The 24,679-nt window shown below is 67.5% G+C and carries 14 protein-coding genes; 13 read left to right on the top strand and 1 reads right to left on the bottom strand.

All coding sequences use genetic code 11. The features are described from left to right. Positions 1-10: 10 nt before the first annotated feature. A complete protein-coding gene (locus FGX59_RS04585) occupies positions 11-316 on the top strand; it encodes a hypothetical protein (RefSeq protein WP_138465348.1) in 306 nt (101 codons plus the stop codon). Continuing rightward, complete coding sequence (locus FGX59_RS04590; protein WP_138465349.1) at positions 300-1,370, top strand: hypothetical protein; 1,071 nt, start codon at positions 300-302, stop codon at positions 1,368-1,370. The genes FGX59_RS04585 and FGX59_RS04590 overlap by 17 nt, the downstream gene beginning before the upstream one ends. 75 nt (positions 1,371-1,445) lie before the next feature. Here the strand turns inward: FGX59_RS04590 and FGX59_RS04595 are convergent, their stop codons facing one another. After that, positions 1,446-2,300 carry a hypothetical protein gene (locus FGX59_RS04595; RefSeq protein ID WP_138465350.1) on the bottom strand — a complete coding sequence of 285 codons (855 nt, stop codon included), beginning with the start codon at positions 2,298-2,300 and terminating at the stop codon, positions 1,446-1,448. A gap of 330 nt (positions 2,301-2,630) precedes the next feature. Between FGX59_RS04595 and FGX59_RS04600 the strand changes: the two genes are divergently transcribed. From FGX59_RS04600 to FGX59_RS04650, 11 genes are all read left to right on the top strand, one after another. Next, positions 2,631-3,749, top strand: coding sequence for a DUF5309 family protein (locus tag FGX59_RS04600; RefSeq protein ID WP_138465351.1), 1,119 nt, complete (start codon positions 2,631-2,633; stop codon positions 3,747-3,749). Positions 3,750-3,847: 98 nt separating this feature from the next. Then, positions 3,848-4,105, top strand: coding sequence for a hypothetical protein (locus FGX59_RS04605; protein WP_138465352.1), 258 nt, complete (start codon positions 3,848-3,850; stop codon positions 4,103-4,105). A 4-nt stretch (positions 4,106-4,109) separates the two neighbouring features. Beyond that, positions 4,110-4,574: a hypothetical protein gene (locus FGX59_RS04610; protein ID WP_138465353.1), complete on the top strand. Its 465-nt coding sequence runs from the start codon at positions 4,110-4,112 to the stop codon at positions 4,572-4,574. Between the two features lie 6 nt (positions 4,575-4,580). Continuing rightward, positions 4,581-6,104, top strand: coding sequence for a hypothetical protein (locus tag FGX59_RS04615; RefSeq protein ID WP_138465354.1), 1,524 nt, complete (start codon positions 4,581-4,583; stop codon positions 6,102-6,104). Next, the gene (locus FGX59_RS04620) at positions 6,104-7,654 is read left to right on the top strand and encodes a hypothetical protein (RefSeq protein ID WP_138465355.1); all 1,551 of its coding nucleotides are present in this window, start codon (positions 6,104-6,106) and stop codon (positions 7,652-7,654) included. Before FGX59_RS04615 ends, FGX59_RS04620 begins: the two co-directional genes overlap by 1 nt. Before the next feature lie 3 nt (positions 7,655-7,657). Then, entirely contained in the window at positions 7,658-8,182 is a 525-nt protein-coding gene (locus tag FGX59_RS04625) for a hypothetical protein (RefSeq protein WP_138465356.1), read from the top strand. Between the two features lies 1 nt (position 8,183). Next, on the top strand, positions 8,184-10,139 hold the full coding sequence (locus FGX59_RS04630; RefSeq protein WP_138465357.1) for a hypothetical protein: 1,956 nt from the start codon (positions 8,184-8,186) through the stop codon (positions 10,137-10,139). A 1-nt stretch (position 10,140) separates the two neighbouring features. Continuing rightward, positions 10,141-11,637: a hypothetical protein gene (locus FGX59_RS04635; RefSeq protein ID WP_138465358.1), complete on the top strand. Its 1,497-nt coding sequence runs from the start codon at positions 10,141-10,143 to the stop codon at positions 11,635-11,637. Positions 11,638-11,648: 11 nt separating this feature from the next. After that, a complete protein-coding gene (locus FGX59_RS04640) occupies positions 11,649-13,508 on the top strand; it encodes a hypothetical protein (RefSeq protein ID WP_138465359.1) in 1,860 nt (619 codons plus the stop codon). Between the two features lie 191 nt (positions 13,509-13,699). Then, positions 13,700-14,521 carry a hypothetical protein gene (locus FGX59_RS04645; RefSeq protein ID WP_138465360.1) on the top strand — a complete coding sequence of 274 codons (822 nt, stop codon included), beginning with the start codon at positions 13,700-13,702 and terminating at the stop codon, positions 14,519-14,521. 277 nt (positions 14,522-14,798) lie between these two features. Continuing rightward, positions 14,799-24,632 carry a hypothetical protein gene (locus FGX59_RS04650; RefSeq protein WP_138465361.1) on the top strand — a complete coding sequence of 3,278 codons (9,834 nt, stop codon included), beginning with the start codon at positions 14,799-14,801 and terminating at the stop codon, positions 24,630-24,632. The last annotated feature ends 47 nt before the right edge of the window (positions 24,633-24,679 follow it).

Here is a 24,679-nt window from a genome sequence, read left to right on the forward strand (position 1 = left end):
TATCCGCAACATGACCACCGAACCCGATCCCCGCGAACGCGCCGAGCAAATCAAGGCGCTCAACACGCTCCAGCGCACGCGCGGCTGGCGCGTGCTCTGCGATGTCATGCAGGCCGAAATCCAGACGGTCATGCAGCAGCTCGCGTCCCCCGGCCCGGTGACGCCGGACGACATCCACTACAAGCGCGGCCAGCTCCATGCCGCGATCTCCCTGCTCTCGCTCCCCGAGAAACTGGCCTCCAAGCTCGAATCCGAAGACGCCTTCGAGAAGCGCGTGGCCCAAACCAAGGAACCGCCCCATGCCTCCCACCAGTGACGAAATCCTCTCGCAGATGACCGACGCCGTGCAGGGCCAGCAGGCGGCTCCGCCCCAGGCCGCGCCTCCGCAGCAGGCCGCTCCGCAGCAGGCCGCCCCCGCTGCGCCCAAGGACACGCAGCAGGACATTGCCGCGGAGAAGGGATCGCCGGAAACGGAGGGCGACGCGGCCAAGGCGGACGCGGTGGTCTACGACATCCCGATGGGCAACAGCACGCGCAAGATGACGCCCCAGCAGATCGCGGGCACGCTCCAGCGCTACGCCGCGCTCAACCACCAGCACGCGCAGCTCACGCCCGTGGCGCATGTGCTCCAGCAGTACGCTCAGTCGAACCCCGACCTGGCCGACCCCGCGAAGATGGCCGAAGCCCTCAAGGCCACGCTGCTCGCGCAGGCCAACCAGCACAACCCGACCATGGGCGATGATGGCCGCGACAACGCGGGCACGCGCCCGCAGAACGCGACAGCGCCGCAGCAGTCCGCGGAGGACATCTCCGCCGCTCTCAAGAAGTGGGAGGAGGACAATGCGGCCACGCTCCCGCCGGGCTACGCTGACCTCATGTCCTCTCGCGCCAGCGGCCAAGACACGATCACTGGCCTCCAGCAGCAGCTCCAGCAGATGCAGCGGATGCTCGGCCAGGTGCTTGCCACCGCCGGGGGCACTGCCGACGCCTCGCGCCAGGGCATGCAGGACGCGCAGGCGCAGCGCGTGCAGGCCATCCAGGGCCAGATCGCGAACAACATCGACCGGGTGCAGCAGCATCTCGGGCTGCCGGACGACGCGGCGAACGACTTCATGATCTTCGCTGCCGAGCGCGGCTTCACGCTCGAAGACTTCGTGGACCCGAACATGACGCTGCGCGTGATGACCGACTTCCGCAACCAGCGCGCCTCGCCGGAGATGGAGCGCATGCGCCAGATGGCGCAGCGCCGCCAAGCCTTCACGGGCACCATGGGCCAGACGCCCAGCGGCGGGGCTGGCGCTCCTGCACCGGAGGGGACGACCCTCGACCAGATGGCTGCCAGTATCATGTCGCGGCGGCAGGGCGGCTGACCGGGGCTCCTTCGCCCGGCCAGCAGTCCGATTGGTTCCCGGCTTGCCTGCCGCCGCATCCGCTCGACGACCTCCCTACTGCCCCGCTGCGGCGGGGCAGTCTTTTCCGGCAGGGCATTCAACCTTCTGGCGCGGCGGGAATGCCGCCCTTTTCAGCTCGGCGGTTGTTCTCAGCACCACCTCGGCAATCTGCGCACGCTTCCCAGCCTTTTCGGCATTCTCAGTAATGTCCACAGCCGCCCAGAGTACGCCCATGATGCTTGTACTCATTCCCACAAGATTCCGCACAAGGTCGTCTGGACCGCGATTAAACCCGTGCTTGCTGGCGTACATGAGCTTGTTCCGCGCGGACCCATTGAACTTCACGATCTCTGCAACCTTGTCCTTGCCCCCATTCCGCTCGTAAAGCCTCTCCGCAAGCGAGGGCACCGGGTTCCCGTCCTCGTCAAGCCACCCCAGAAGACTGAGCGTGGCGATCTGGTGAAATTTCTTCTCGTCTTCCTCAATTAGCAGAATGATCGCGTCACGGGCCGGGTCGTACCCAAGTTTGGGAGGGATCGGCTCCCTCACCATCTCGACCACCTGGCCGCACACCCACGCGAGCGTAGTCTTGTGATAGTGATCGTGGATGTTAACGTCCCTCGCGAGCCTCCCGAAACCTGCACATTTCGCGCTCATGACAAGTGCGGTCACGGCCTCCTCCATTGCATGCATCGCAAGGAACGTGGCGGGCACGCGAAAACCCCACTCGCCCTCGCGGTATATTGAGTCCTCGAAAGTGGCGATGCCTCCGGCCCAGTTGAGGTTTCGTACTGCGTTTGCCGCGGAATAGCGGGCCTCTTCCGGTAGCGCCTCGATCCGTTTGCAGACCCATAGCGCCATCTCGCTCTCGAGTATCTGCCGCACGTCGGGGTGAAAAAGCTCGGGCATCGCGTCTTCCTTTCAGTACCAGCTTCCCCCGCACCATCACCCAGGCAGTTCAGGTCGCAAGTTTTTTGCCGGCATGCGGACGAAAACCGGCAAGGCGGGTGGTAGTTTCGTCAACATCGGCAGCGCGCTACGGCCCGCAAGTCCGCCCCCCCTACGGTCGCGACGGCAATTCCGCGACCCCGAAAACCCCCAAGACATCCCCCGCGCCGGGGCCTTGCCCACGCGCGCACATGAGAGGACAGGACCATGCCTGTTGCCATCCAGGGTCTTCGCGGTTCCGGCGAGTTCGGCGTAGACTTCCGCCCGAAAAACTACCGCGAGCTTTACACGATGCTCGAACCCAACGGGGACGCGCCGCTCAACGCGCTCCTGTCGATGGGCTCCAGCTCGCCGACCGACGATCCCGAGTACAAGAACTTCCGCGACGAGCTGCCGGATCGCGTGCTCAAGATCAACAACGGCGCGGGCTACACCGCCGTGGCCACCTCGCTGGTGATCGACGCCTCCGACGAGGCCAAGTTCGCGGTCGCGGGCACCATCATCATCAACGGCGCGACCGGCGAGGTGATGCGCGTGACCGCCGACACGACCGGCACCACGCTCACCGTTGTCCGCAACATCGGCGGCACCGCGCACGTGATCGCCGACGACGATGACCTGTTCATCGCTGGCACGGCCCACGAGGAAGGTGCGGGCACCCCGACCCCCGTCGCGTTCGACCCGACCGTCGTCTCGAACTACTGCCAGATTTTCCGCAACAGCTTCGCGGTCACTGGCACCATGGACCAGACCTACCTGCGCACCGGGAACAAGCTCCAGGAGCAGCGCGAGAAGGGCCTCAAGATGCACATGAGTGACATCGAGCGGGCCTTCTTCTTCGGCATCAAGGCCGAGGAGAACGGGACTTCCGCGCAGCCGCGCCGCTACACCGGGGGCCTGACCACCACGCTCTCGAATGTCGTGGACCTCGGCACGGACTTCGCGAGCCATGGCGGCACTGCCGCGGGCGAGATGACCGAGGAGGGCTTTGACAGCCTGCTGATCTCGAACGTCTTCAAGTACGGCTCGAAGCAGAAGATCGCCTTCGTCGGCGAGACCGTGGCCGCCCAGCTCCAGGCCATCGGCAAGGACCGCTGGAGCCCGGAGAGCGTGGACGGCACCTACGGCGTGGCCCTGACCGGCTACAAGACCTTCGCGGGCACGCTCATGGTCCACCTGCATCCGCAGTTCCGCCAAATCCCGAACATGAAGAACGCCATGCTGGTGCTCGACATGCCCTACATCACCTACCGGCACATGCAGAACCGGGACACCGGCCTGCGCGAGAACGTGCAGGCTCCCGGCACCGATGGCCGCAAGGACGAGTACCTGACCGAGTGCGGTCTCGAACTCCTCCAGGACAAGGTGCACACGTTCATCAAGGGCTGGAACACGCGCATCGCGTCGTGATCCGGGCCGGGACGACCGGCACCGCCCGAGGGGTCATGATGGGGGCGCGTCGTCAGGGCGCGCCCCTCTCGCATCCGCCCCACGCTCAGGAGAAACCCATGGCACGCTCCCCCATCGCCACCGCCAAGACTGCCGCGAAGAACGAGACCGCCACCGCCAAGACCGCCGCGACGGGCGAGATCGCTGTCTTCGAAAGCCGCGAGAAGGAGCCCAAGCAGTTCGCCATCGCTGGCTACACTTCGATCCGCAATTTCGGGAATGGCAAGCTGGAGTGGCACGTCCCCGAAGACGACGCCGACCGCTTCGCCAAGCACCATCACGTGACCATCGGGCGCGTGATCCGCAAGCGGGACTGATCCCATGCCCGCGCTGGTCAGCAGCAACCCCCATATCCGCGACGGCAGCTCGCCCCTCTCGAAGCTGGTGATCGACGCGCTTCGCGTCTATGGCGAGTACCATCCCTCGACCATCGACAGCGACCTTGCGCTCATGATGCTCGGGCTCGGGAACACGGTGCTGGACGACTACCGCACGCACCCCTACTGGACTTCTCTCGCCGACGCCCCCGTCCTTCACGACTACACGCAGATCGACGATGCGCGCCCGGTCCATGACCGGGTGATGACGCAGGGCCTCCTGGCCTACTACTGCGTGCAGCAGGGCTCGCAGAAGATGGGGCTGCACGTCCCGCGCTACCAGTCGCTCCTCAACCGCACGCTCTGGCACGACCTCTCGGGCTCCGGCCCGATCTCGCTGAGCGCGCTGGACGAAGGCCCTTCGCGCTCGCACCGCACCGACCCGATCACCGGCAAGAGGCTCGACTGATCCGCCATGTCCGGCATCCGCTCCTCCGCCCAGCTCAAGCTCAAGACGCACGCCTACGACACGTTCATGGGGCTCGACGGATCGCGCCACATCACGGCGATGGACACGGGACGGGAACAGCATTTCGCCACCATCGAGAATGCCTACTGCGACTGGCGCGGCCAGGTCGTGCGCGGCCCCGCCGCCCGGCCCGTGCACGGCTCTCTCCAGGTCGTCCACGCGCGCCATTTCGACACCGACCGCGTGGTATATGGCGAGCGCCGCGGCGACGGCATCCGGCTGACCTCGACCGAAGGCCATGAGGATGCCTTCCGCTATCCCCAGGATGCGGTCCTTTCCTCGACCATCTTCAACCGCAATGTGCACGTGGCCGCGAAGGGCGCGCGCATGCGCTACTACGACGGCGCGCTCTTCCACCAGAACAGCTCGCCCTCCATGTCGCTGCTGCGCCCCAGCATGATCACGACCGTGCAGCGCCGCCTGTGCGTGGCGGGGATCACCGGCTTCGAGACAGAGGTGCACATCTCGCGCGTGGACAGCCCCGCCGTCTTTCCCGGCGACGAGGACCCCGCCGAGGAGAGCGTGCTGCGCGCGGGCATCATCGACGTGGCCAACCTGATCGGCACCGCCGACCAGATCACCGGGCTGGGCCAGCTCGAACAGGATGGCCTTGTCGTGTTCACCTCCGACCGCGCGGTGGTCTACCGGCTGGACCCCGACATCGACGCCTGGACCATCGACGCGCAGGCCAACCTGCGCGTGGGCTGCGTGTCGCACAACACGATCTGCCCCGCGGGCACCGATCTCCTCTTCTGCTCGCGGCAGGGCGTGCACTCGATCCGCCGCAGTTCGCAGAACGGCATCCTGCTCGGGACTGTCTCGCTTTCCTTCAAGATCGACACGCTCTACCGGCACTGCTTCGAGAACATGTCGGACCCCGCGGCCATGTCCGCCGTCTACGACCAGGACGCGAACCAGTATCACGTGTTCTTCCCGCAGCCCGGCAACAGGACAGCGCGCCGCCTCACGCTCACTCTCTCGCCCGTTCCCGGCGAGGAGGACAGCGCGCGCTACTCGGGCGGCACGTTCCTCGACGCGCGCTGCGGCGACGCGCTTGCGGGCCGCCTCGTCTACGGGACCAATGGCGGCCTCTACGAAATCGTGCGCGACCGCAACCGCGACGGCCTGCCTGCAACTGCGGTAGCCCCCGAAGCCTACATCGTCACGCCCTTCCTCTGGCACGGCTCGCTGGTCGAGGCGAAGCGAACCCATAGCTTCACGCTCCAGGCCAGCGGCTCGGGGATCGTCGAGATGTGGGCCACCGATCTGGAGGGGCGCGTGCTTGGCTCGATGGCCTTCGAGATCGCGCCCGATGCGGACGACACCGACAGTTTCGCCGTGCCACTCTCCCGCCAGTACGAGCGCATGTGGCAGGTTCGCTACCTCGCGGCCCAATACCACTTCCGCATCACCCAATCCGACGGGCTGGTCCGCATCTCGGGCTTCGCCGTGACCACGAGGCAAGACTGATGGCCCGACTTCGCCAGCAATATCCCGGCAACTACCGCGCCTCGCCCAACATCTCGGCGGAGTTCGAGAACGTCATCAGGTACATGAACGCCGCCGAGCTGGGGAACAAGACGCTGGGCGAGCTGGTCGGCCAGCTCTTCGACGACAACGGCCAGTGGCATGGCCCCATCGAGTTCACCCGCGATCTGGACGGCTCGATCAAGTACCGCGTGGGAGAGTACGCGCTCGACACCGACGGCTGGGTCACGCTCGCCTCCGCCGAGGACATCAAGGGCGTGCCCGGCGCGAACCTGGGCGAAGTGGACGCTCCCGTCATCTATGGCCGCTACGACATCGTGCCCGGCAACGGCGCCACCGAAATCGAGTATGCCCACGAGGCCGACGAAGACCTGCTTGTCTTCGTGGACGGTGTGCTCGCGGTGCCCGACGCCGATTACACCTTCGAGAACACGGGCGGCGTCGCAGGCAACGGGAGCGTGACCTTCGTCACGCCCTTCACCGGCACGGAGACGCTGACGCTCTACCGGGTGCGCGCGAACGCCATCTCGAACTACGTGCGCGTGGACCACGAGACCATCGGGGACACCTTCAACTTCGCCTTCGCGCACGAGAGCGGCGACAAGCTCAACGTCTACCTCAACGGCATCCTCCAGCGCGAGGGCCTGACCTACGACTACACGTCCACGCCTTCGGTCGGACAGGTCTCCTTCAACACGAGCGTACCGGCGGGCAACATCGTCACGATCATCACCGTGGAATCCACCGCCGCGCAGGTGGTCTCCGGCCTGATGACCGAGGCCAGCTATTGCTCGCCCGACACCGGACTGATCCGGCTCGACCGCATCGGCATTCCCGACGGCTCTTTCCCGCAGGCCAAGGTGATCGACCTCGCCAGCACGCTCGCCAAGAAGGGCAACCTCACCGTCTCCACCACCTCGCCGGTCGAACCGGCCACGGGCGATTTCTGGTTCGACATCGCGTCCAACCCCAATCTCGTGAAGGTCTGGAACGGCATCGAGTGGCTGATGACCAGCCCGGAGAACACGCTCCCCTCGTACTCCACCTCGAACGCCGAGCAGTACCTGCGCGTGAACGGCACCGGCACCGCGCTTGAGTTCGTGACGCCCGACCTCTCCGCCGTCATCCCGCGGGCCGAACGCGGCGCGGCCAATGGCGTGGCCGCGCTCGACGCCTCGGGCCGCCTGCCCTCTTCGCAGCTCCCCGAGCTGCTGGGCTCCGCGACCTACTACCGGGACCTGGGCACGGCTGCTGCGGGCAGCTACTCGCTCAACCGCATCTTCCAGCAATCGGTCACGATCACCGGCATTGCCATCCGCACCACCTCCGGCACCTGCAACGTGCAGCTCGCCCTGAACGGCGTTGGCACCGGCCCGGTCTATTCTGCCGCCACGGCCCCTTACGAGATCACCATCGGTTCCCCCGTCGCCGCCGACGCCACGCTCGCCTCCATCGGGGTGGGCGTTATCGTCTCCTCGCCGTCTTCGCTTGCGGGGCTGGAAGTCTCGCTGGCCGTCAAGATCAAGAGCTGAGCCATGTCCATTCCCGAACACGAGCTGGACGCCCTTGCAGAGAGGATCGCCAACGGCAACGCGGAGGCTGGAGCTTACCTCGCATTGTTCATGCGCGTGGCCCGCCTGATCGACGACATCGCAGACGGCGACAGCACGGACGTGCCCGGCGACATGCTGAAAATCGCCACCGCGCTCTCGGTGGACATGCCGCAGAACCCCTTCTTCCGCGAGCACGCGCTGGCGCTCTCGAATGCCCACGCGCTGGCCCTCGCAGGCTGGACCCTCGGCGACACGTGGCGCACTCATCCGAACGAGAAGACGCGCATGTTCAGCTTCGTCATGCGCGAGCACACCCATCTGGTGCTGGCCACGGTCGCACGCATCACGGGCGGCTTCGATCACATGCTCCATGCGATGACCCTGGCGCACATCAGGAACGACCAGACGAACAGCGAGACCTTCGCCGACTTCGAGGAGGAAACCGCGAGGATCAGGATGCGCGGAGCGAAGGCCCGCCCGCCGATGGCAGAGACGAAAGGCGAATGACATGGGCTACGGAGCCAAGGCACCCAAGACCCCCAGCTACACCGCCGAAGCGGCGCAGGCCCGAGCCGATGCGATCTCCTCGAACCAGGACAAATGGTATCAGTTCAACAATGATGTGAGCGTGTTCAACAACCAGCTTCTCGGGGACGGCTGGACCTCGGGGGACATCAAGTCCCCGTTCTCCCAGACCATGACCACCTTCGATCCCAGCGACACGACCTGGGACAACTCCGAGGAGCTGGTCACGGGCGGCGGCCTCGCGGGCGAATGGGAGGACTTCAAGAGCACCTGGACCGGCGAGAACGGCCTCGACATCCGCGACCTGTGGGACGACCCCGCGACCGAGGACGTTAACGAGAACCGCTTCGCGGACTACTCCGCCGCCGTGCGCGGCTTCGCCGACAAGTTCGCCACGCTCGACCGCAGCAGCGTGAAGACGCCCGGCTACGCGACCAGCGCCTATTCTCCGGCGGGCTACCAGTCGCTCGCCGCGCCGCAGGTTTCGCTGAATGCGGAGAAGGAGCTTTACGCGCGCATCTCCCGCGAGCTGGCCGCGCAGCAGCAGAAGGTCAAGAACCTCACGGCCAAGCGCTCCGACGAGGTGAAGCGCATCAACGCCTTCCGCGATGACGTGATGTCCCAGCTCTCCGATCTGGGCTGGAACCTGGACACCACCGAAATGTCGGACCTCGCCTCGATCAACTCGAACGACAGGGCTCTGCGCCAGCTCCAGACCGACATCGGGAATTTCAGTTCGCCGATCATGGGCCAAGTCGCTGCGGGCTGGAAGCAGGGGCTCGGGATCGACGACCTGCAAGGCCAGCTCACCGCCCTGCGCGACGCGCGCACGGGCGAACAGGCCCGGATCGACAGCTTCCTTTCCGGCCTCCAGTCCTCCTCGGACGGGATCGCCGAACAGGTGCGCGGCCTGGGGATCGCCGACGAGGCGGGGATCGAAGCTGCCGATCAGGCCATCGCCGACCGGCTCCTCGAAATCTCCCGCTTCAAAAGCGACATGCCCCACGACTTCTCGGGCGAGACCTCCTATCTCAATTCGCTGGGGTCGCGCCTCTCGCAGCTCCAGTCGCAGCGGGAGGCGGAACAGTCGCGCGTGGACACCGCGTCCAAGAGCTTCTCGACCGCCGCCGCGGAGCTTCTCGGCGCGGCCAAGGGCGGCAACATCTACAGCCTCGACGGCCTGACCTCGCTCGAAGAACAGCTCGCGGCGCTCCAGGGCGACATGGGCAGCTTCTCCTCCGCGCTGAACCCCGACTTCGGAGGCGTGGACACCACGCTCGGCTCGGTCCAGACGCAGATCGACAAGCTCCGCTCCGACCGCGCAGCCGCGATGTCGCCCTACCTTGCCCAGCTCGCCACGCTCGGCGGAACCGTCAATGGCCTCGACTTCTACGACACCGAAGGCTCCGGCACGGCGACCTCCGCGCTGGACGAGCTTTACGGCGATCTCGGACTTTTCGCCGGCAGCGACGCCGACGCCGCGCGCGCTCAGCTTTCCAGCCTCTATGAATCGCTCGACGCCAACACCGAAAAGCTCGGCACCGAGCGTGCGGGCGTGGAGACCGACGCGCAATCGCTCCTCGACGCGGTGAAGACCGGCACCTATTTCTCGGCCTCGGACGTGGACGCGCAGCAGGCGCTCCTCGACCAGATCACCGGCAAGCGCGATCTATACGGAGCCGCACAGGCCGACGACGAGGTGGCCTCCATCCAGAGCTATCTCGCCGAGCAGTCGAACCGGATCAAGAACGACGCGGCCAACGTTGCCGCGCGCGATCAGGCAACCGCCAGCGCGAACAGCCAGCAGCTCCAGAGCATGCTCAAGAGCGATACGCTGACGGAAGATCAGATCCTTGCGCTCATCACCAGCTTCCGCGACGCGGCCAAGTCCGCGAATGGCGAAGTTGGCACCTTCTCGCAGCTTCTCGGGGTGGCCTGACATGTGGAGCCAGATCATCGGTCTCGGAATGGGCGCGCTCGGCGCATGGCAATCCGGCCAGCAGGCCAGCGCTGCGCAGGCGCAGGCCGCGCAGCAATACGGGCTGATGCGCCAGCAGATGCAGCACCAGCAGTTCATGGGCATGCAGGCCATGAACCAGATGAACGCCGAGAACGCCTATATCCGGCAGAAGCGCCAGAACGACCAGCTCCTCGCCGAGCAGGAACGCGAGTGGCAGATCGGACAGATGGGCCAGTTCCGCGACACGCTCACCTCCGAGCGCCAGTACGAGATCGACCGGCAGGTCGAGATGGACCGGGAGGCCGCGCGCGTGGAGGCCATGCGATACCAGCAGCTCCTCCAGAACCAGCGGCTCACGGCGCAGGAGCGCAAGTATGCCGAGCAGCAGCTCGCGCAGGCACAGGCGCTTGCGCAGGGCGAGCGTGACGACGACATGCGCCGCTACTACGAGGAGAAGTCCATCGCGCAGCAGGAGCGCGACTTCGTGCTGGGCGAGTACAGCACCGCCCGCCGCTCGATGGAGGAGGACCGCATGCGCGACCTCCAGCTCAACGAGCGCATCCTCGGCCAGACCGACCAGCTCCAGCGCTCCCTCAAGCGCGCGCAGGTCGAGCTTGGCTCGGTGCCGGACGTGCCCACCATCTCCCGCGAGGAGCTTGACGCCGAGATCGCCGGGCGCGTGGAGCGCTACCAGTCGGACGTGGACCGCGCCGCCACGCGCGTGGCCTCGCAGAACGAGGCCAACCTCATCCGTGCTGGCCTCGACGCCTCGACCACGGGCACGGCCAAGCGCAGCGACATCACGCGCCGGATCGCCGACGAGTACCAGAGCGCGCGCGACCGCGCCTATGACGACGCGCTGGCCTTCATCACCGGCAAGCAGGGTGCCTTCCTGACCGACTACAATGCGCAGATGGGGCACCGCCAGAACGTGCTGAACGAGATCGGCAGCGTCGCATCCGCTGGCCTCGACACGCTCATGGGAATGCCTGACGTGACCACCCTGGCTGGCCTCTCGCAGCTCGCCTCCGCCGCGCCCTCCGCGAATGTCCAGCGCAGCATCCAGAGCGGGAACCTCGGGTACGTGCCGCTCGGCGTCTCGGCGATCTACGACAATGCCGCCTACGCGCCCGCGTCGCGCCTCTCGGACTACCAGGTCAGCACGAGCGTGGCGAACCCCTACGCCTTCGGCTCCGGCGTGGACACGGCGATCACCGGCTACCAGGCGACCAAGCAGCTCGACCCGTCGGGCTTCTTCCAGAACTCCGCGAACATGGCGCAGTCGAACTATGCGAGCGCGCAGGACCGGGCAAACTCCTACGAGGGCCAGGCGCAGGGCGCGTGGGGCAGCTTCATGAAGAACAACGTGGCCGGGCTGGCAGACACCTTCGACACGGGCTGGAGCGCGTGGCAGGCCGACAAGGCCGGGAACGATGGCGTGGCCACGAAGAACCTGTGGCAGCACATGTGGGCGTGAGGAGAACCTGAATGTACATCCCCTGGGGCAGCGCCGTCTCCGGCTTCAACGAAGGCATCGAGAACAACCGGCGCAAGCGCGTGGAGCTGGCGCAGGCGTGGGAGCAGTACAAGCAGGCCAACCCGCACGCCACGCTCGCCGAAATGCAGAGCTGGATCGACACCCGTGCCGGTGGCCGGAACTACATCGCCGCGGGGGCTCCCTCCGGCTCGGTGCTGCAAGGCATCGCCGACGAGAACGCCAAGCGCAAGCAGCGCGACCAGAGCCGCCAAGCCATCGAAGACCTCGACGCGCGCAACTCGCTCGCTGGCCGCCTGCGCGAGAGCGCGGAGAGCTACATCCTCGACAGCGGCGGCGACATGGGCAAGGCCATGAAGGGCTTCGCCTCTGATCTCGGCATGGAGAACCTGGACGGCTTCGACGTGTCGGGCATCTTCACGGAGGGCAACTACCAGCGCACGCTCCAGAAGAAGACGCAGGAGCACCTGGGCGAAGCCATGGAGCTGGCCGGAGTGCAGGAGGGCCTGACCGCCGACGACCTGTCCGGCTATCTCGGGGTGCCCAAGCCGGTGGCCGAAGCCCTGCTCAAGCGCGTGGAGACCGAGCAGGCGCGCGAGGCGGAGGACCGCGAGGCCGCGAAGTCCGCCCGCGCCCGGCAAGCGCAGTCCGATCTCTTCAAGAACATCCAGACCGTCTATGACTATGCGCAGTCGAACGGCATCGACATGCGCGAGGCCGCGATCACCGTGCTCGGGATCGAACCCGCAGACGCCGACACCATTCTGCCGCAGAGCGTGCTGGACGAGCACGTGAATCGCCATGAGGCGGGCCAGAAGCAGAAGCATCTCACCGAGCTGCGCGGCAGGATCGACCAGGACCCTGCCGTCGCGGCGCTCCTCAAGGCTGGCGACATCGACGGCGCGCGCAGGCTGGTGCAGCAGATGCTCGACGCGGTGCCCCAAGCCTTCCGCCCCGGCACGACGGTGGATGAGCTGATCGGCGGGCAGCTCCGCAGCGCGCAGCTTGCCCAGGCCGACCAGCGCAAGGCCACCTACGACAAGACGAAAACCGACAGCCAAGCTCTCTGGACCAAGCGGCAGGAAGAGCAGGACGCCAATGTCCGCGCCGTCGCCGACAGTCTCGGGAAGGACGAGGTGTCGAAGGCCGCGCTCACCATGCTCGGCAGCACTCACGCGATGACGCCCGACCAGATCGTGCGCGTGGCGGACGCTCTGCGCACGGGCGGCTTCGACAACGTGCGCGAGGCCATGGACGCCATGGTCACGCAGTTCGGCCTCGTGTCGCAGTCGGAAGCGCAGGAGAGCTTCGTCAACGACCGCCTGCCGCGCGATGCGGGCAAGCCCATGATCATGGCGGACGTGCTGACCGGCTACCAGAGCGACGTGACCGAAGTGCTGACCGGCAAGAGCGGCGTGGACGCCACTATCGCCAAGGCCACCGGGCAGCAGCAGCCCGAGGCCACGCTCGAATATCTCGACGCAGCCGAGGCGCAGGCGATGCAGCTCCTCGAAGGCATGCGCACCCTCTATGCGGGCGACAAGGCAGACCCCTACAGCTTCCTCAAGATCGGCGAGACCTACGACGATGTGGGCATGCAGCGCGTGATCGCGCAGGCCGAGCGCGAGGTGAAGCAGCGGCTCCAGCAGATCGGCAAGCTCCGCACCGCCGCGCAGCAGGCACAGGCCGCCCAGGCTTCGCAGGCCGCGCCTGCCGCCTCTCCTGCCGCTTCGGCTCCTGCCGCGCCCACCACGCCGGTCACGCAAAGCGGCAGGCGGCAGCGGGACGCACCGCAAGTCAAAGACCCGTGGGCACCGCCGACTGGTCCCGGCAAGCGCCACCAGCACCCGTGATGCAGGCGGCAGTCAATCTAGTTGTGATACGGGCGAGATTGGCGACGCAAAACCGGGTTCTCGCGGCGCCAGGAAGAGATAAAATCAGGTCTCTATCGGAATATTCTGTTCACATCTAAGAAGACTTGCATACCTTGTCTTGCGAAAGTGTATTCACATGATCCCGATTCCGAAGGAGCGAAAACTGAACGATGAATAATCCCAAAGATATAGAGCGCAATCAACTCTTGGAATTTTTTCGAGCCGCAAAAATCGCTCCGCAAGCGCTCGATCCCCACGAGTGCCCGGACTTCATTGCCGTCATTGAAGGAAAGACTATCGGCATCGAATTGACGACTGCTCGGCACGAAGTAGTAAAATTCGGGGCAATTCAGATCGAGCACGCTCAAAGCATGTATGCGAGAGGACTTAAAAAATGTCTCGAATACCAAGCAAAAGACAGTGGCGTGGGGATGGCGATATGCTTTGCCTTCGAAGACGGGGTTCCCGTTGAAAAAAAAGACACGGCTACACTGCCGGAGCTGGCGCAGTGTGTCTTTAATATAGCCGCTTCGCTTCCAGACCCAGGTTCGATTACGATCTGGGCAGAAGAAGTTGCGCGGAGGCGAAAAGACGCGAAAATGGGGCAAGGTAAACGCGAAACTTCCGCTCCGTTGCCCGAGTTTATCCAGAACGTTTGTGTCATTAGGGACAATGTGTCCGGCATCAAGGTATTGGGCGGTCGAGGCGGTATACTGCCCGACTTCGACGATAGTGTTCTTTTGCCAATCCTGGAAAGTAAGAACAAGCGACTGAAGCGATATGAGACCTGCGATCAGTCCTGGCTAGTGATCGTTTCTGGAGTGTCGAGATTTGAGGGGCACAGCCCTGACGAGGAGCTTCCCGAACTAGCTTTACCGTCTTTCGCGACCAACTTTGGAAAAGTCACCGTAACGAAACCAATCCCTTCCGACTTTGATGAGACATATCTTTTCAAACTGCCTTTCCATGTCATGCGTCTTTCTGAAAACTGAGATCAAGTTGAGTTGTAATTCAACCTGCAATCGCCAAGTGGACCGCTGCCCGCTCTAGTCGATACTTCGCGCGAGTGGGCGTGAAGGTCCGGTTGCAGCGCTCCCCGAAGGATCGTCTTTCTGTCCCTCGCGGAACGGCCTCCAAGCGCAGCCCAACCCGCAGCCGCGCGGCCAGTCCTCCCACATGGTTCTGCACTGTTCCCTGCCACCTCTCTCCGTGAGGACGACCGCGCACGCGCACGCGCCTATGGTGGCCAGAGACAACAGGAGATGACCCTTGGGCCGCCTACTCGACAGCCTCCAGAGCAGCACCTCGAACATCGCGGCCCTTGACGAGAAGTGGGGCGAGACCGGCTACACCCAGGGGGCTGGCCTCGACACCCTCCACGATCCGCGCTTCCTGAACGACTGGCGGCAGGAGCTTGAGGATCGAGGCGTCGCCACCTCCGGCATGAGCGACGACGAGCTGCGCGAGCAGTTCTACAACCGGGGCGCATGGGAGGCGACGAACACGGTCTCCATCGGCATCTCCGCCGCACGCGCGACGAACGCCGACCTCGAACGCAAGCAGCGCCTCGCCCGCCTTACGGATGTCTACGACGCGCTGCCCGGCTTCACCTCGAATCCCGACCGGTCCCTTGGCGACGTAGTGTCCGACTACGGCGCGGCGCTGATCCTTGACCCGGCCAACCTCCTCGGAGGCGTGGCGGGCAAGGTGGGCGGACAGGCAGCCGCACGCGCAGCCGCCAAGGGCGCGCAGGTCTCCGCGCGCAAGGCCGTCACCGCTGGCCTCAAGGCGGGCGTGGCCAAGGCCGCCGTGACCGAGGGCGCGGTCTCCGCCGCCACCGAGGGCGTGGCCAACGCGCTGGAGCAGACCCGCGACATCGAGCTGGGGCGGCAGGACGGCTTCTCCGTGGGCCAGCTCGGCGGTGCTGCCGCACTCGGCGGTGCCATCGGCGGCGCTGCCGGTGGCCTCATGAACATTCCCTCCGCGCTTGTCGGCGCGCGGCTGGGGCAGAACGACATCGCCCGCCTGAAATCCTACGGCTTCCAGCCCGAGGACCTCCAGCGCATGTCGAACGAAGACATCACCAGCGCGCTCGACCCGTCGAACACGGCGCGCATGCTGGAGCAGATGCGCGCGGGCATGGCGGCTTCCACCGGCCCCTCCGGTGCGCCTGCCGCGCCCGGCGATCCTGCCACGCCGGGCGCGGCTCCCGCCGTCATCATTGAGGCCGAGGAACCGCCGCTGGCCAAGCTGCGCGGCGAACTCAGGGCGGCGATCTCGGACGCCGAGGCGGACGGCGTTTCCACCGACGAGATGAGGGCGCATGACGCCAGCCTTGCCGAAGCCGAGACCACGCTCGGGCGCGTGAGCGCGCGCATCTCGAAGCAGGCCGCACGCGCCGCCGAGGCGGGAGACCAAGCCGCCGCCGATGCAGCCGCAGCCGAACAGGAGGCCATCGACAGTGCAGCCCGAGCCGTTGCCGACGACGACACCGAGAACGACCTCGAAGCCCTCGACAAGCTCAAGGCCATGCTGGCCGACTACGAGGCCCGCGCCGCGTCGGAAGATGCCGCCGCCCCTGATGCGGGTGCGCAGGCGGCAAAGCCGGAAGGGACCGGCCAAGAACCCGCCGCGCCCGCTGCGCCCGCCGCCGCGCCCGAAGCCCCTGCCCCCGCCGAAGACCAGCTCGCATCCCTGAAAGCCGCGCAGGCCGAGCTGGCCTCTGCCACCGAGCGCTTCGCGAAGGCCGCGCAGGACCCGGCCAGCACGACCCCCGAGGAGCTGGCCTCGATCCGCGCCGATCTCGACGCCGCGCTTGCCAAGGCGCGGGGCGATGCCCCCGATCCCGAGGCACGCGCACCGGCCCCCGAGACCCCCGATCCGGTCGAGCCCCCCAATCCCGAGGCACGCAAGGCGGACGCGCTGGCGCGCCTCTCGGCCAAGGAGGCGAAGGTCGGCAAGGCCGCGCGCGAGGCGCTGATAGACGCGGGCTGGGATGGCGACGTGGCCGAGCTGCCGCGCAGCGGCACCGGCTACGTGGGCAAGAAGCAGGCGCAGGACTGGATCAAGGCCAACCCTCTCCCCGAGCCCGAGGCCACCGCCGAGCGCCCCGGCCTCGACATGGAGGGCGATGCCACCGCCGGCGAAATCCCGAAGGCCACGCCCTCGCCCGAGCAGAAGCCGCTCGCGCCCGAGCAGGACGCATGGGCGAACGCCACGCTCGCCGACAAGTTCGCCGCCGTGCCCGCCGATCTCCAGAAGCGCGCCGTGAAGGCGGGCGTGAACTGGCGCGCCGTCGCCGAGCGCTCCGGCCACCGCAGCCCCGAGAACATGGTGGCCGCCATCGACCGGCGCGTGACCGCCCGCGAGAAGGCCCCCGAGAACGACCGCGCCTATACCGACCGGGTGGCGGACGCGGCCACGCGCATCATCGCCGAGGACGACGAGGCCACCTCGCTGGCCGACCTCCGCGCGCTGATCGAGAACCAGTCGCAGCACCCCGACTACTCGCAGTACGGCACGGACCTGCTGCACTTCTTCGATGCCACGATTGAGGAAGCGGCGAAGACCGGCACTCTCGAAGCGCCGTCTTCCGCCCGCCGCCTGCCGCTCGACGGCGAGCAGACCCTCCGCCGGGACGCCATCGACCTCGACATCCAGAAGCTCCTGACGCCCGATTTCTCGACCGATGGCGAACTCACGCGCACCTCCCGCACCGGCATGGAGGCAGCATCGCGCGTGATCGCCGATGCCGTGATCCGGGGCGAGAGCGACCTCTTCACCCCCGAGGAAATGGCCCAGGCTTCCAATGCCGCCTTCAAGGCCATGACCGACGCGGGTGCGACCCGCCTGTCCGGCTACGACAGCGACCGCTTCATGGCTGCCGTGCTCGCGGGCAAGTGGCGGAACAAGTACCTGGACGACGCCCGCAATTTCTGGATGTCGAGCAACTCCGGCATGCTGGAGCGCGCGGCCATCTTCGTGGACGAGACGCTCAACCGTGCCACGCGCCGGTCGCGCGTGGACGTGGACGCCAAGCAGCTCTCCGTCCATCAGGCGGGCTTCATGGCGCAGCAGGCGAAGAAGCCTGCCGTGTGGTTCAAGGCCATCGGCGGCGAGAAGATCGAGGACGCGGACGGCAAGCTGGTGCTCGCCCAGCCGGGCCAGACCGTCTATGTCTCCGGCACGCTCACCAACCGCCACGGCGCGCCGCGCGCCTTCGCGAGCTTCGACGCGATGGCCGCCCGGTTGCCGCAGCACGAGCTGGACAAGACGAAAATCCCTCGCGCGCGCGTCATGGTCTCCGAGAAGCAGGCGGCCACCTATGCCGACGACGCGACCGAGGCGGCCAAGCAGAAATACTTCACCGAGGACGGCATCCGCCGCGACCAGCTCGCGAAGATGACCGTGGAGGAGCAGGCCGACGAGGCGATCCGCGACCAGCTCGACGCGACCGAGCGCGTGGAGATCGAGATCGAGGAGACCCCGCCGCCGAAGGACGAGGCCCCGGAGACCGACATCGTCGACACCTCCGCGCCCGAGGCCGACGAGACCATGCCCACCTCCGCGCGCGCTATCGGCGCGACCGGCGGCAACCCGGAGCTGGTGGCCAAGGCGCTCAAGGACAAGCGCGCGCAGAAGACACTGGCACTGGATGTGCCCGCCGAGAAGACGGGCCATGACGGCCCGCGCGTGGCGATCCTGCGCATGAAGGACGAGGCGTGGCAGCGCCGCTCGCAGGGCGGCACGCGCAAGGTGCGCCTCTTCCGCATGGCCAAGCCCGGCCAGACGCTCGCCCAGGTGCTCGGCAAGGCGGACCTCGCCGACTTTGAAATCCGCTACGCGCCCGCGAACAAGCGCCCCGGCACCGACGCCCAGGCCGCCAAGCTCTGGGACAGCCTTGCCCCCGAGAAGGACGTGCGCGACCCGCGCCTGCCGACCTCCGTCTCCCGCGCAAAGCCGGTGGCCATCAAGGTCTCCGACCAGCACCGCGCCACCATCGAGGCGGTCGTGGGCTCCATGGGCAGGCACGCGAAGGGCCTGCTCGACGGCTCCACCGAAGTCTCGCCGCGCGAGCTTGTGGCCATCACTACCAATCTCGAAACCGCGGGCTGGAAGAACGTCGCCGCGGGCGGCGGCGTGCGCGCCTATGCCGACGCCATGGCTGGCCTCTACGCGGCCATCGCCGAGCACCACCCCGCTGGCCTCATCCCCGACAACATCACGCGCGAGAAATCCGCCGCGCAGCTCCACGACATCATCGACGGCTACACGCCCGAGGAAAAGGCCGAGGCCACGCGCCTGATGGACCAGCTTGCCGGGGGCAGCGGTCCCGCCTTCCAGCGCGGCCAGGGCAATGAGTACGAGGTGGCGCGGGACGGCTCGGCGAATGTCAGGCTCACGGGCGAGCACCAGCCGGTGCAGCCGCGCATCGCCACGCTCTACCACGAGATGGCGCATTGGGGGTACTTCAACATCCTCACGCCCGACGACCGGATCACCTTCTGGAACGCGGTGGCCAAGTACGAGGGCGACGAGAAGGCGCTCATGCAGCGCGTGGCCGTGCCGCCGGGCGTGAAGGTGCCGGGCGGCACCACCGTCTCGAATGCGCTCGCCTCGCCGCAGGAGCTTTTCGCCAACCAGTTCCAGATGTGGGCAGGCCGCCGCGAGGGCTCGATCATCCAGGACGAGAGCTACTGGAAGCGCATCGCCACCTTCGTGAAGGCCATCTTCACGCGCTACGTGAAGACGGCCCCTATCGACCCCGAGCTGGAGCCGCTCTTCGAGCGCATCCTCCCCGACCGGGACAAGATCGCGGTCTCCGGCCCCGGTATCGTGAAGTCCCCCAAGACCGAACTCGGCACGGCCATCGTCACGCGCATGGGCCAGCTCGCCGATCTTCGCAGCGCAATCGAAACCGCCGTGATCTCCGGCGATCCGAACCTGATCCTGCGCAGCCATGTGGAGCTGATGCGCTGGCTGGGCGCGCTGACCACGCCGAAGAAGGAAGGCTCGCAGCCCTTCTCGCCGCTGACCGCGCCGACGAAGAAGGGCGGGCGCAAGCCGCTCACGATCATCACCTACCGCCGCCGCGACGTGTTCGAGGTGCTGGGCCTCAAGACCGACAAGCAGCTCGCCGACCTGCCGCCGGAGGAGGATGGCCTTGGCCTCGTCTTCGACGCCGAGCAGCAGCACGCGCGCGCCGACATCCTGGCCGACATGTACTATGACGGCTACGCCTCCGGCTTCAAACCGGCCAACCGAGACATCTCGAAGATCAAGGACACGGGCGCGTCCTCGACCGAGGCCATGCTGGACATGGTGTTCAACGCCATGAGCGCGGCCTACCTCAAACGCGAGGGCGGCTACCCCCCCTTCGACGTGCCTGCCTCCGCCGCCGAGCGGCTGGACGACTTCCGCGCCTCTGGCCGGGAGAGCTACAGCTCCAAGGTGACGGCGGCATGGCGCGCCGCCAAGCGCGCCGCGCGCGAGGATGCGGCCATCGCGCGGCGCGTGGAGAACGCCTCCGCGCCCGAGCCGGTCAAGCCCGCCAAGGGCGCGCCGGTCAACACGCGCAAGGCCAGCAAGCGCGAGCTGAAGGAAGCGCTGAAGGCCAGGAAGGGCACTCCCGAGGAGGCGGCGATCCTGCACGCGCTCGGCGGAGAGACCGACCTCAAGAAGCTGAACAAGGTCCGCGACCGGACCTATTGGAAGATGGGCAAGGCCGATCTGGAGAAGGCCAAGGACGCCGCGAGCGAAGACCCGGTGGCCCTCCAGAAGATCAACTACGAGCTGGCCGTCCGCGCGCTCTCCGCGAGCCAGCGCAAGGCCACGCGCTCGCCCCAGATCATCGACCTGATCGAGATCGAGAAGGGCGACCACGACGCAGTGTCGGGCCAGCTCGGCGTGCCCGCCCTCGCCCGCGCGCCGATCCGCGAGGCGCTGGCCGCCATGTCGAGCCGCACGCAGCGCCAGACCTACGCCACGCGCACCGTGGGCTACCGGCTCCTCGCCCTCATGGGCGCGACCGCCAAGGGCACCGACGACGCGCCCGCCGCGCTCCTCTCCGATGGCCTCTTCGCCCGGCTCGCCGGGATGGAGGGGGCCGACGATCCTCTCGACCTGGGCGGCGCGGCCTTCAACGCGGTGCGCACGCGCCTGCGCGCCATCGGCACCGGCCTCTCCAGCGGTCGCCACTCGCCCGCCGTCGCGCTGCGCGACCTCGCGCACATGACGATCCGGGGCACGTGGTCCGACGAGCAGCGCGCGGCCATCGCCGCCGCCTTCGAGGCCATGAAGCCGGGCGCGCAGAAGCCGTGGATCGAGCAGCACGCGCCGGGCACGCCGGTCGCCGAAATCGCCGAGCGCTGGATCGCGCAGCGCTACGTGGACCACCTCGCTGGCCGCCGCCGCCGGGACCGCATCTGGCAAGGCGTGGAGCCCGCGCGGCTCTCCGAGCTGGGCACGCGCGGCATCATCGACCCGGCCCTCGACCAGCTCGAAGACCACCTCGCCTACCTGACGAACGGCCTGATCGCCTCGGGCCGGGGCCAGGAGGAATTTGTCCGGCTGCTGACCTACGGCGACATGTTCGCCGAGGAGCGCCCGCTGGCCTTCGCCAACCGCGCCACCATCTCCCCCGAGCTGGCCGCCAGCCATGCCGACGACCTGCTGCGGAACATCTCGCCCCAGCACCGCCGGGCCATCGCGGCATGGTCCACCGGCAACCCCGATGCCGAGCGGATCGACGTGCTCTATGCGCGCGTGCCGAACACGCTCGCCCACCGCGAGCGCCGCAACCCCGACGCCGTGGTGGGCCGCCAGCCCGGCGACCTCGGCCCCGGCACCTACATCCAGGACACGCCCTCGGGCCTTGCCCGCCCCACGCGCGATGCGCTTGCGGGCGACATCGCCGGGCTCGGCCTGACCGACGCGGCCAAGGCCGACCTCCTCGAAGACGCGGTGAACCTGCACCGGCTGCGCCGGGACATCTCGCAGCTCCGCCTGCGGATCGAGACCGCCGGAGCCGCCGAGCGCCCGGCCATGATCGACACGGTCAACGCGCTGGCCGCGCAGGAGGCGCGCATCTCCGACACGCTCGCCGTGCACGCGCTGCCGAGCGATGCGAAGGTGGCCCCGGTGGTCCTGCGCCACAACGCGAAGCTCGTCCCCATGGACGAGACCCTGCTGGACGACACCGCGATCTGGCCGCGCATGCTCCTCGAAAAGCTGGTCGAGCGCCGCTCGCTCACCGACGCGCAGGGCCGCGCGCTCGACACGCGCGTCAACGACACGATGACCGGCGCCGACTTCCGCGCGGAGCTGGCCGATCTGCTGGCCGCCAAGCACGGCGAGGCGGGCGCGCATGGTCTCGTCAACAGCGTGCTCGCCGATCTCGGCTATGACGGCATCCGCGCGCCCTTCGGCGAGGGGCGCGTGGGCAAGTCGCGCGTGGTCGTGTGGAACGACACCGCGCTGCGCCACCTGGGCAGCGACCGCTTCCAGGACGCATCGCCCGCCGACGCCTCGGAGCTGGCCCCCGGCGCGCTCTCCGGCCTGGCCAACCTCGTGGCCTCGGGCCGCGTGCAGAGCCTCGCCGACATCGAGCCGATGCGCATGGCCTCGATCCTCGAAGTCGGCGGCGAGCCCGATCCGCGCCTCACGGACGGGCTCCGCAACATCCTGCGCAAGCGCTGGCCCACGAAGGACCAGGAGCGCTTGCTCGGCAACATGGTCACGCTCGCCCTCTCCTCGCAGAGCGCGGCCATGAAGCGCGTGGGCATGCACTGGCTGGGCGACTGGTTCGAGACGTTCTTCGCCGAGCAGCAGCAGCTCCTCGCCAGGAAGCTCCTGCCGGTCGAGAAGTCCCTCGCCGCCCTGCCCGACGCGGGCAACTGGCTCAAGCGCTACACGCGCAAGGTCCGCGCCGTGGGCGTGGAGGGCATCGACGCCAAGCAGCCCGACAGCCATACGCGCATCATCCGCGCGCTGCGCCGGGGCGAGGACGACCGCGCCTACAAGGTGCTCTCGCACGAGGAGCGCAAGGTCTTCGACCAGCTCCGCCGCCTCTTCGCCGACGAGCTGGCCGAGCTGCGCGCCACGGGCGTGCGCATCGGCAAGCGCGACAACTACGTGCCGCAGGTCTGGAACCAGAAGCGCATCGAGAAGGACAAGCAGGGCTTCCTCGCGGCCATGGCGGACTACCACCGGGCCGAGGAGCTGCACACCGGGCGCGCGCCCGATCCCGACAACACGGCGGACGGCTTCGCAAACCGCATGTACGCGCGCCTCGTGGGCGAGGACACCGAGGGCGCGTTCGTCCCGGCGGGCGGCGGCTCGCGCAGCGCCGCCTTCGAGGAGGCGGACTTCTCGCGCATGATCCAGCTCGACAATCCCGCCTACCGCGACCAGCTCGCGGCGCTGGAGAAGTACCTCGAAAACGATCTGGGCGGCCTCGTCGCGAAGTACCTCGACGCCTCCACGCGCCGCAGCCTCCAGGTCAAGGCGCATGGCCTCAACCGCCACGGGGCCTATGACTACCTGCGCGTGGTGGACCAGGGCACCGAGGGCATCGCTGATCTCCTCTCGACGGATCGGGTCTACACCCAGACCAAGACGGCCATGGAGAAGACCGGCGCGCTCAAGATGGTCGAGTACGAGCTGGCCACGCGCATGCCCTTCCCGAACGCGCATGCCGCGCGCGACTTCGCCGAGGGTCTCGCTGCCACCTATGCCGACGAGGGCGAGGCAGCCGCGCGCAAGGCGCTGATGGACATCGCGCCGCGCGATCTGCGTGGCCGCATCGGCGAGCCCTACATCCGCCGGGCCGACGCGATCCTGGCCGCGCTGCGGGACTTCGGCGGCGAGCGTGCGGGCGTGAAGCCCGACCAGCTCTCCTTCGTGGAGAACGCTCTGGCCGTCGCCTCCAAGCGCCGCATCAAGAGCGGCATGAACACCGACCGGGCCTACAAGACTTCGCAGGCCATCCGCTCGGTGAACAGCATCAGCCTGCTGGCCTTCACCACGCTCTCTTCGCTGGGCGACCTCGCGCTGCCGGTGATCCGCTCCGGCTCCCTTCGCACCTACGCGAAGGCCATGGCGCAGTACACAGGCGATCCGGTCTACCGCGACATGATCCGGGGCGTGGGCGGCGCCATCGAGAGCGTGGTCTCCGACCGGCTCACCAACACCTTCGGGCGCTTCCATTCGAAGACCACCAACGCCTTCTTCCACGCCACGCTGCTCACCCCCTGGACGGACATGAACCGCTCCATGGCCTCTGCCGTGGGCTACGAGAGCCTCAAGGCCATGCAGCGCAAGCTGACCACCTCGAAGCCCGGCACCCGCGAGCACCGCCGCGCCATGCGCTTCCTGAACGCCTACGGCCTCAAGGACTTCCTGCCCGGCGGGCAGCGCGAGCACGAGAGCCTGAACAACCCGGCGCTCCTGCGCGACGACGACACCGTGCGCACGGCGGTGATCCGCTTCACCGACCACGCGATCTTCGCGCCGAACCCCAATGACGTGCCGCTCTGGGCGCAGACGCCGGTCGGCGCGATGGTCTTCCAGCTCAAGAGCTACCCGCTGATGATGCAGCGCCTCGCGGGCGACATTCTGCACGAGGCCGACCACGGCAACGTCAAGCCGCTGGTCTACCTGGCCATGCTCGGCCCGGCGCTCGGCATGGCGTCCCTCACGCTCAAGGACATCGTGCAGTCGCGCGGCGAGGACGAACAGGGCAACCCCACGCGCAGCGTGCGCGACCGGGGCGACCTGACCGGCTGGTATCTCGAAGGCATGCTGGCCATGGGCGGCTTCGGCCTGATCGCCGACACCATGCACTCGGTCGGCACGCAGGCCGAGCACGGCGCCTACGGCCAGACCCGGATCATGTCCACGCTCCTCGGCCCGAGCGTGGGCCTCGTGAACGACACGGCCACCGTGATCGGCAGCATCGGCCAGGGCTGGGGCGAGGACTTCGAGGCGGACGGCAACGCGAAGGAGCGTGCCGCCGTGCGCGCGGTCGCGCAGCGCATCCCTGTCCTCGGTGGCCTCCGCGACGTGCGCGAGAACATCGTGGACAGGCTTGGAGGGCGGGATTGATGCAAGGAACTAGGTTCCTCTACAGAAAGCTCAAAGAGAAGACCGAT

The sequence above is a fragment of the Poseidonocella sp. HB161398 genome (genome assembly GCF_005870025.1).
Taxonomy (GTDB): Bacteria; Pseudomonadota; Alphaproteobacteria; order Rhodobacterales; family Rhodobacteraceae; genus Mangrovicoccus.

Excerpts from the sequence above, each read along its gene's own strand:
- FGX59_RS04585 (WP_138465348.1), top strand. The coding sequence starts at position 11 with ATGACCACCGAACCCGATCCCCGCGAACGCGCCGAGCAAATCAAGGCG.
- FGX59_RS04590 (WP_138465349.1), top strand. The coding sequence starts at position 300 with ATGCCTCCCACCAGTGACGAAATCCTCTCGCAGATGACCGACGCCGTG.
- FGX59_RS04595 (WP_138465350.1), bottom strand. The coding sequence starts at position 2,300 with ATGCCCGAGCTTTTTCACCCCGACGTGCGGCAGATACTCGAGAGCGAG.
- FGX59_RS04600 (WP_138465351.1), top strand. The coding sequence starts at position 2,631 with ATGCTCGAACCCAACGGGGACGCGCCGCTCAACGCGCTCCTGTCGATG.
- FGX59_RS04605 (WP_138465352.1), top strand. The coding sequence starts at position 3,848 with ATGGCACGCTCCCCCATCGCCACCGCCAAGACTGCCGCGAAGAACGAG.
- FGX59_RS04610 (WP_138465353.1), top strand. The coding sequence starts at position 4,110 with ATGCCCGCGCTGGTCAGCAGCAACCCCCATATCCGCGACGGCAGCTCG.
- FGX59_RS04615 (WP_138465354.1), top strand. The coding sequence starts at position 4,581 with ATGTCCGGCATCCGCTCCTCCGCCCAGCTCAAGCTCAAGACGCACGCC.
- FGX59_RS04620 (WP_138465355.1), top strand. The coding sequence starts at position 6,104 with ATGGCCCGACTTCGCCAGCAATATCCCGGCAACTACCGCGCCTCGCCC.
- FGX59_RS04625 (WP_138465356.1), top strand. The coding sequence starts at position 7,658 with ATGTCCATTCCCGAACACGAGCTGGACGCCCTTGCAGAGAGGATCGCC.
- FGX59_RS04630 (WP_138465357.1), top strand. The coding sequence starts at position 8,184 with ATGGGCTACGGAGCCAAGGCACCCAAGACCCCCAGCTACACCGCCGAA.
- FGX59_RS04635 (WP_138465358.1), top strand. The coding sequence starts at position 10,141 with ATGTGGAGCCAGATCATCGGTCTCGGAATGGGCGCGCTCGGCGCATGG.
- FGX59_RS04640 (WP_138465359.1), top strand. The coding sequence starts at position 11,649 with ATGTACATCCCCTGGGGCAGCGCCGTCTCCGGCTTCAACGAAGGCATC.
- FGX59_RS04645 (WP_138465360.1), top strand. The coding sequence starts at position 13,700 with ATGAATAATCCCAAAGATATAGAGCGCAATCAACTCTTGGAATTTTTT.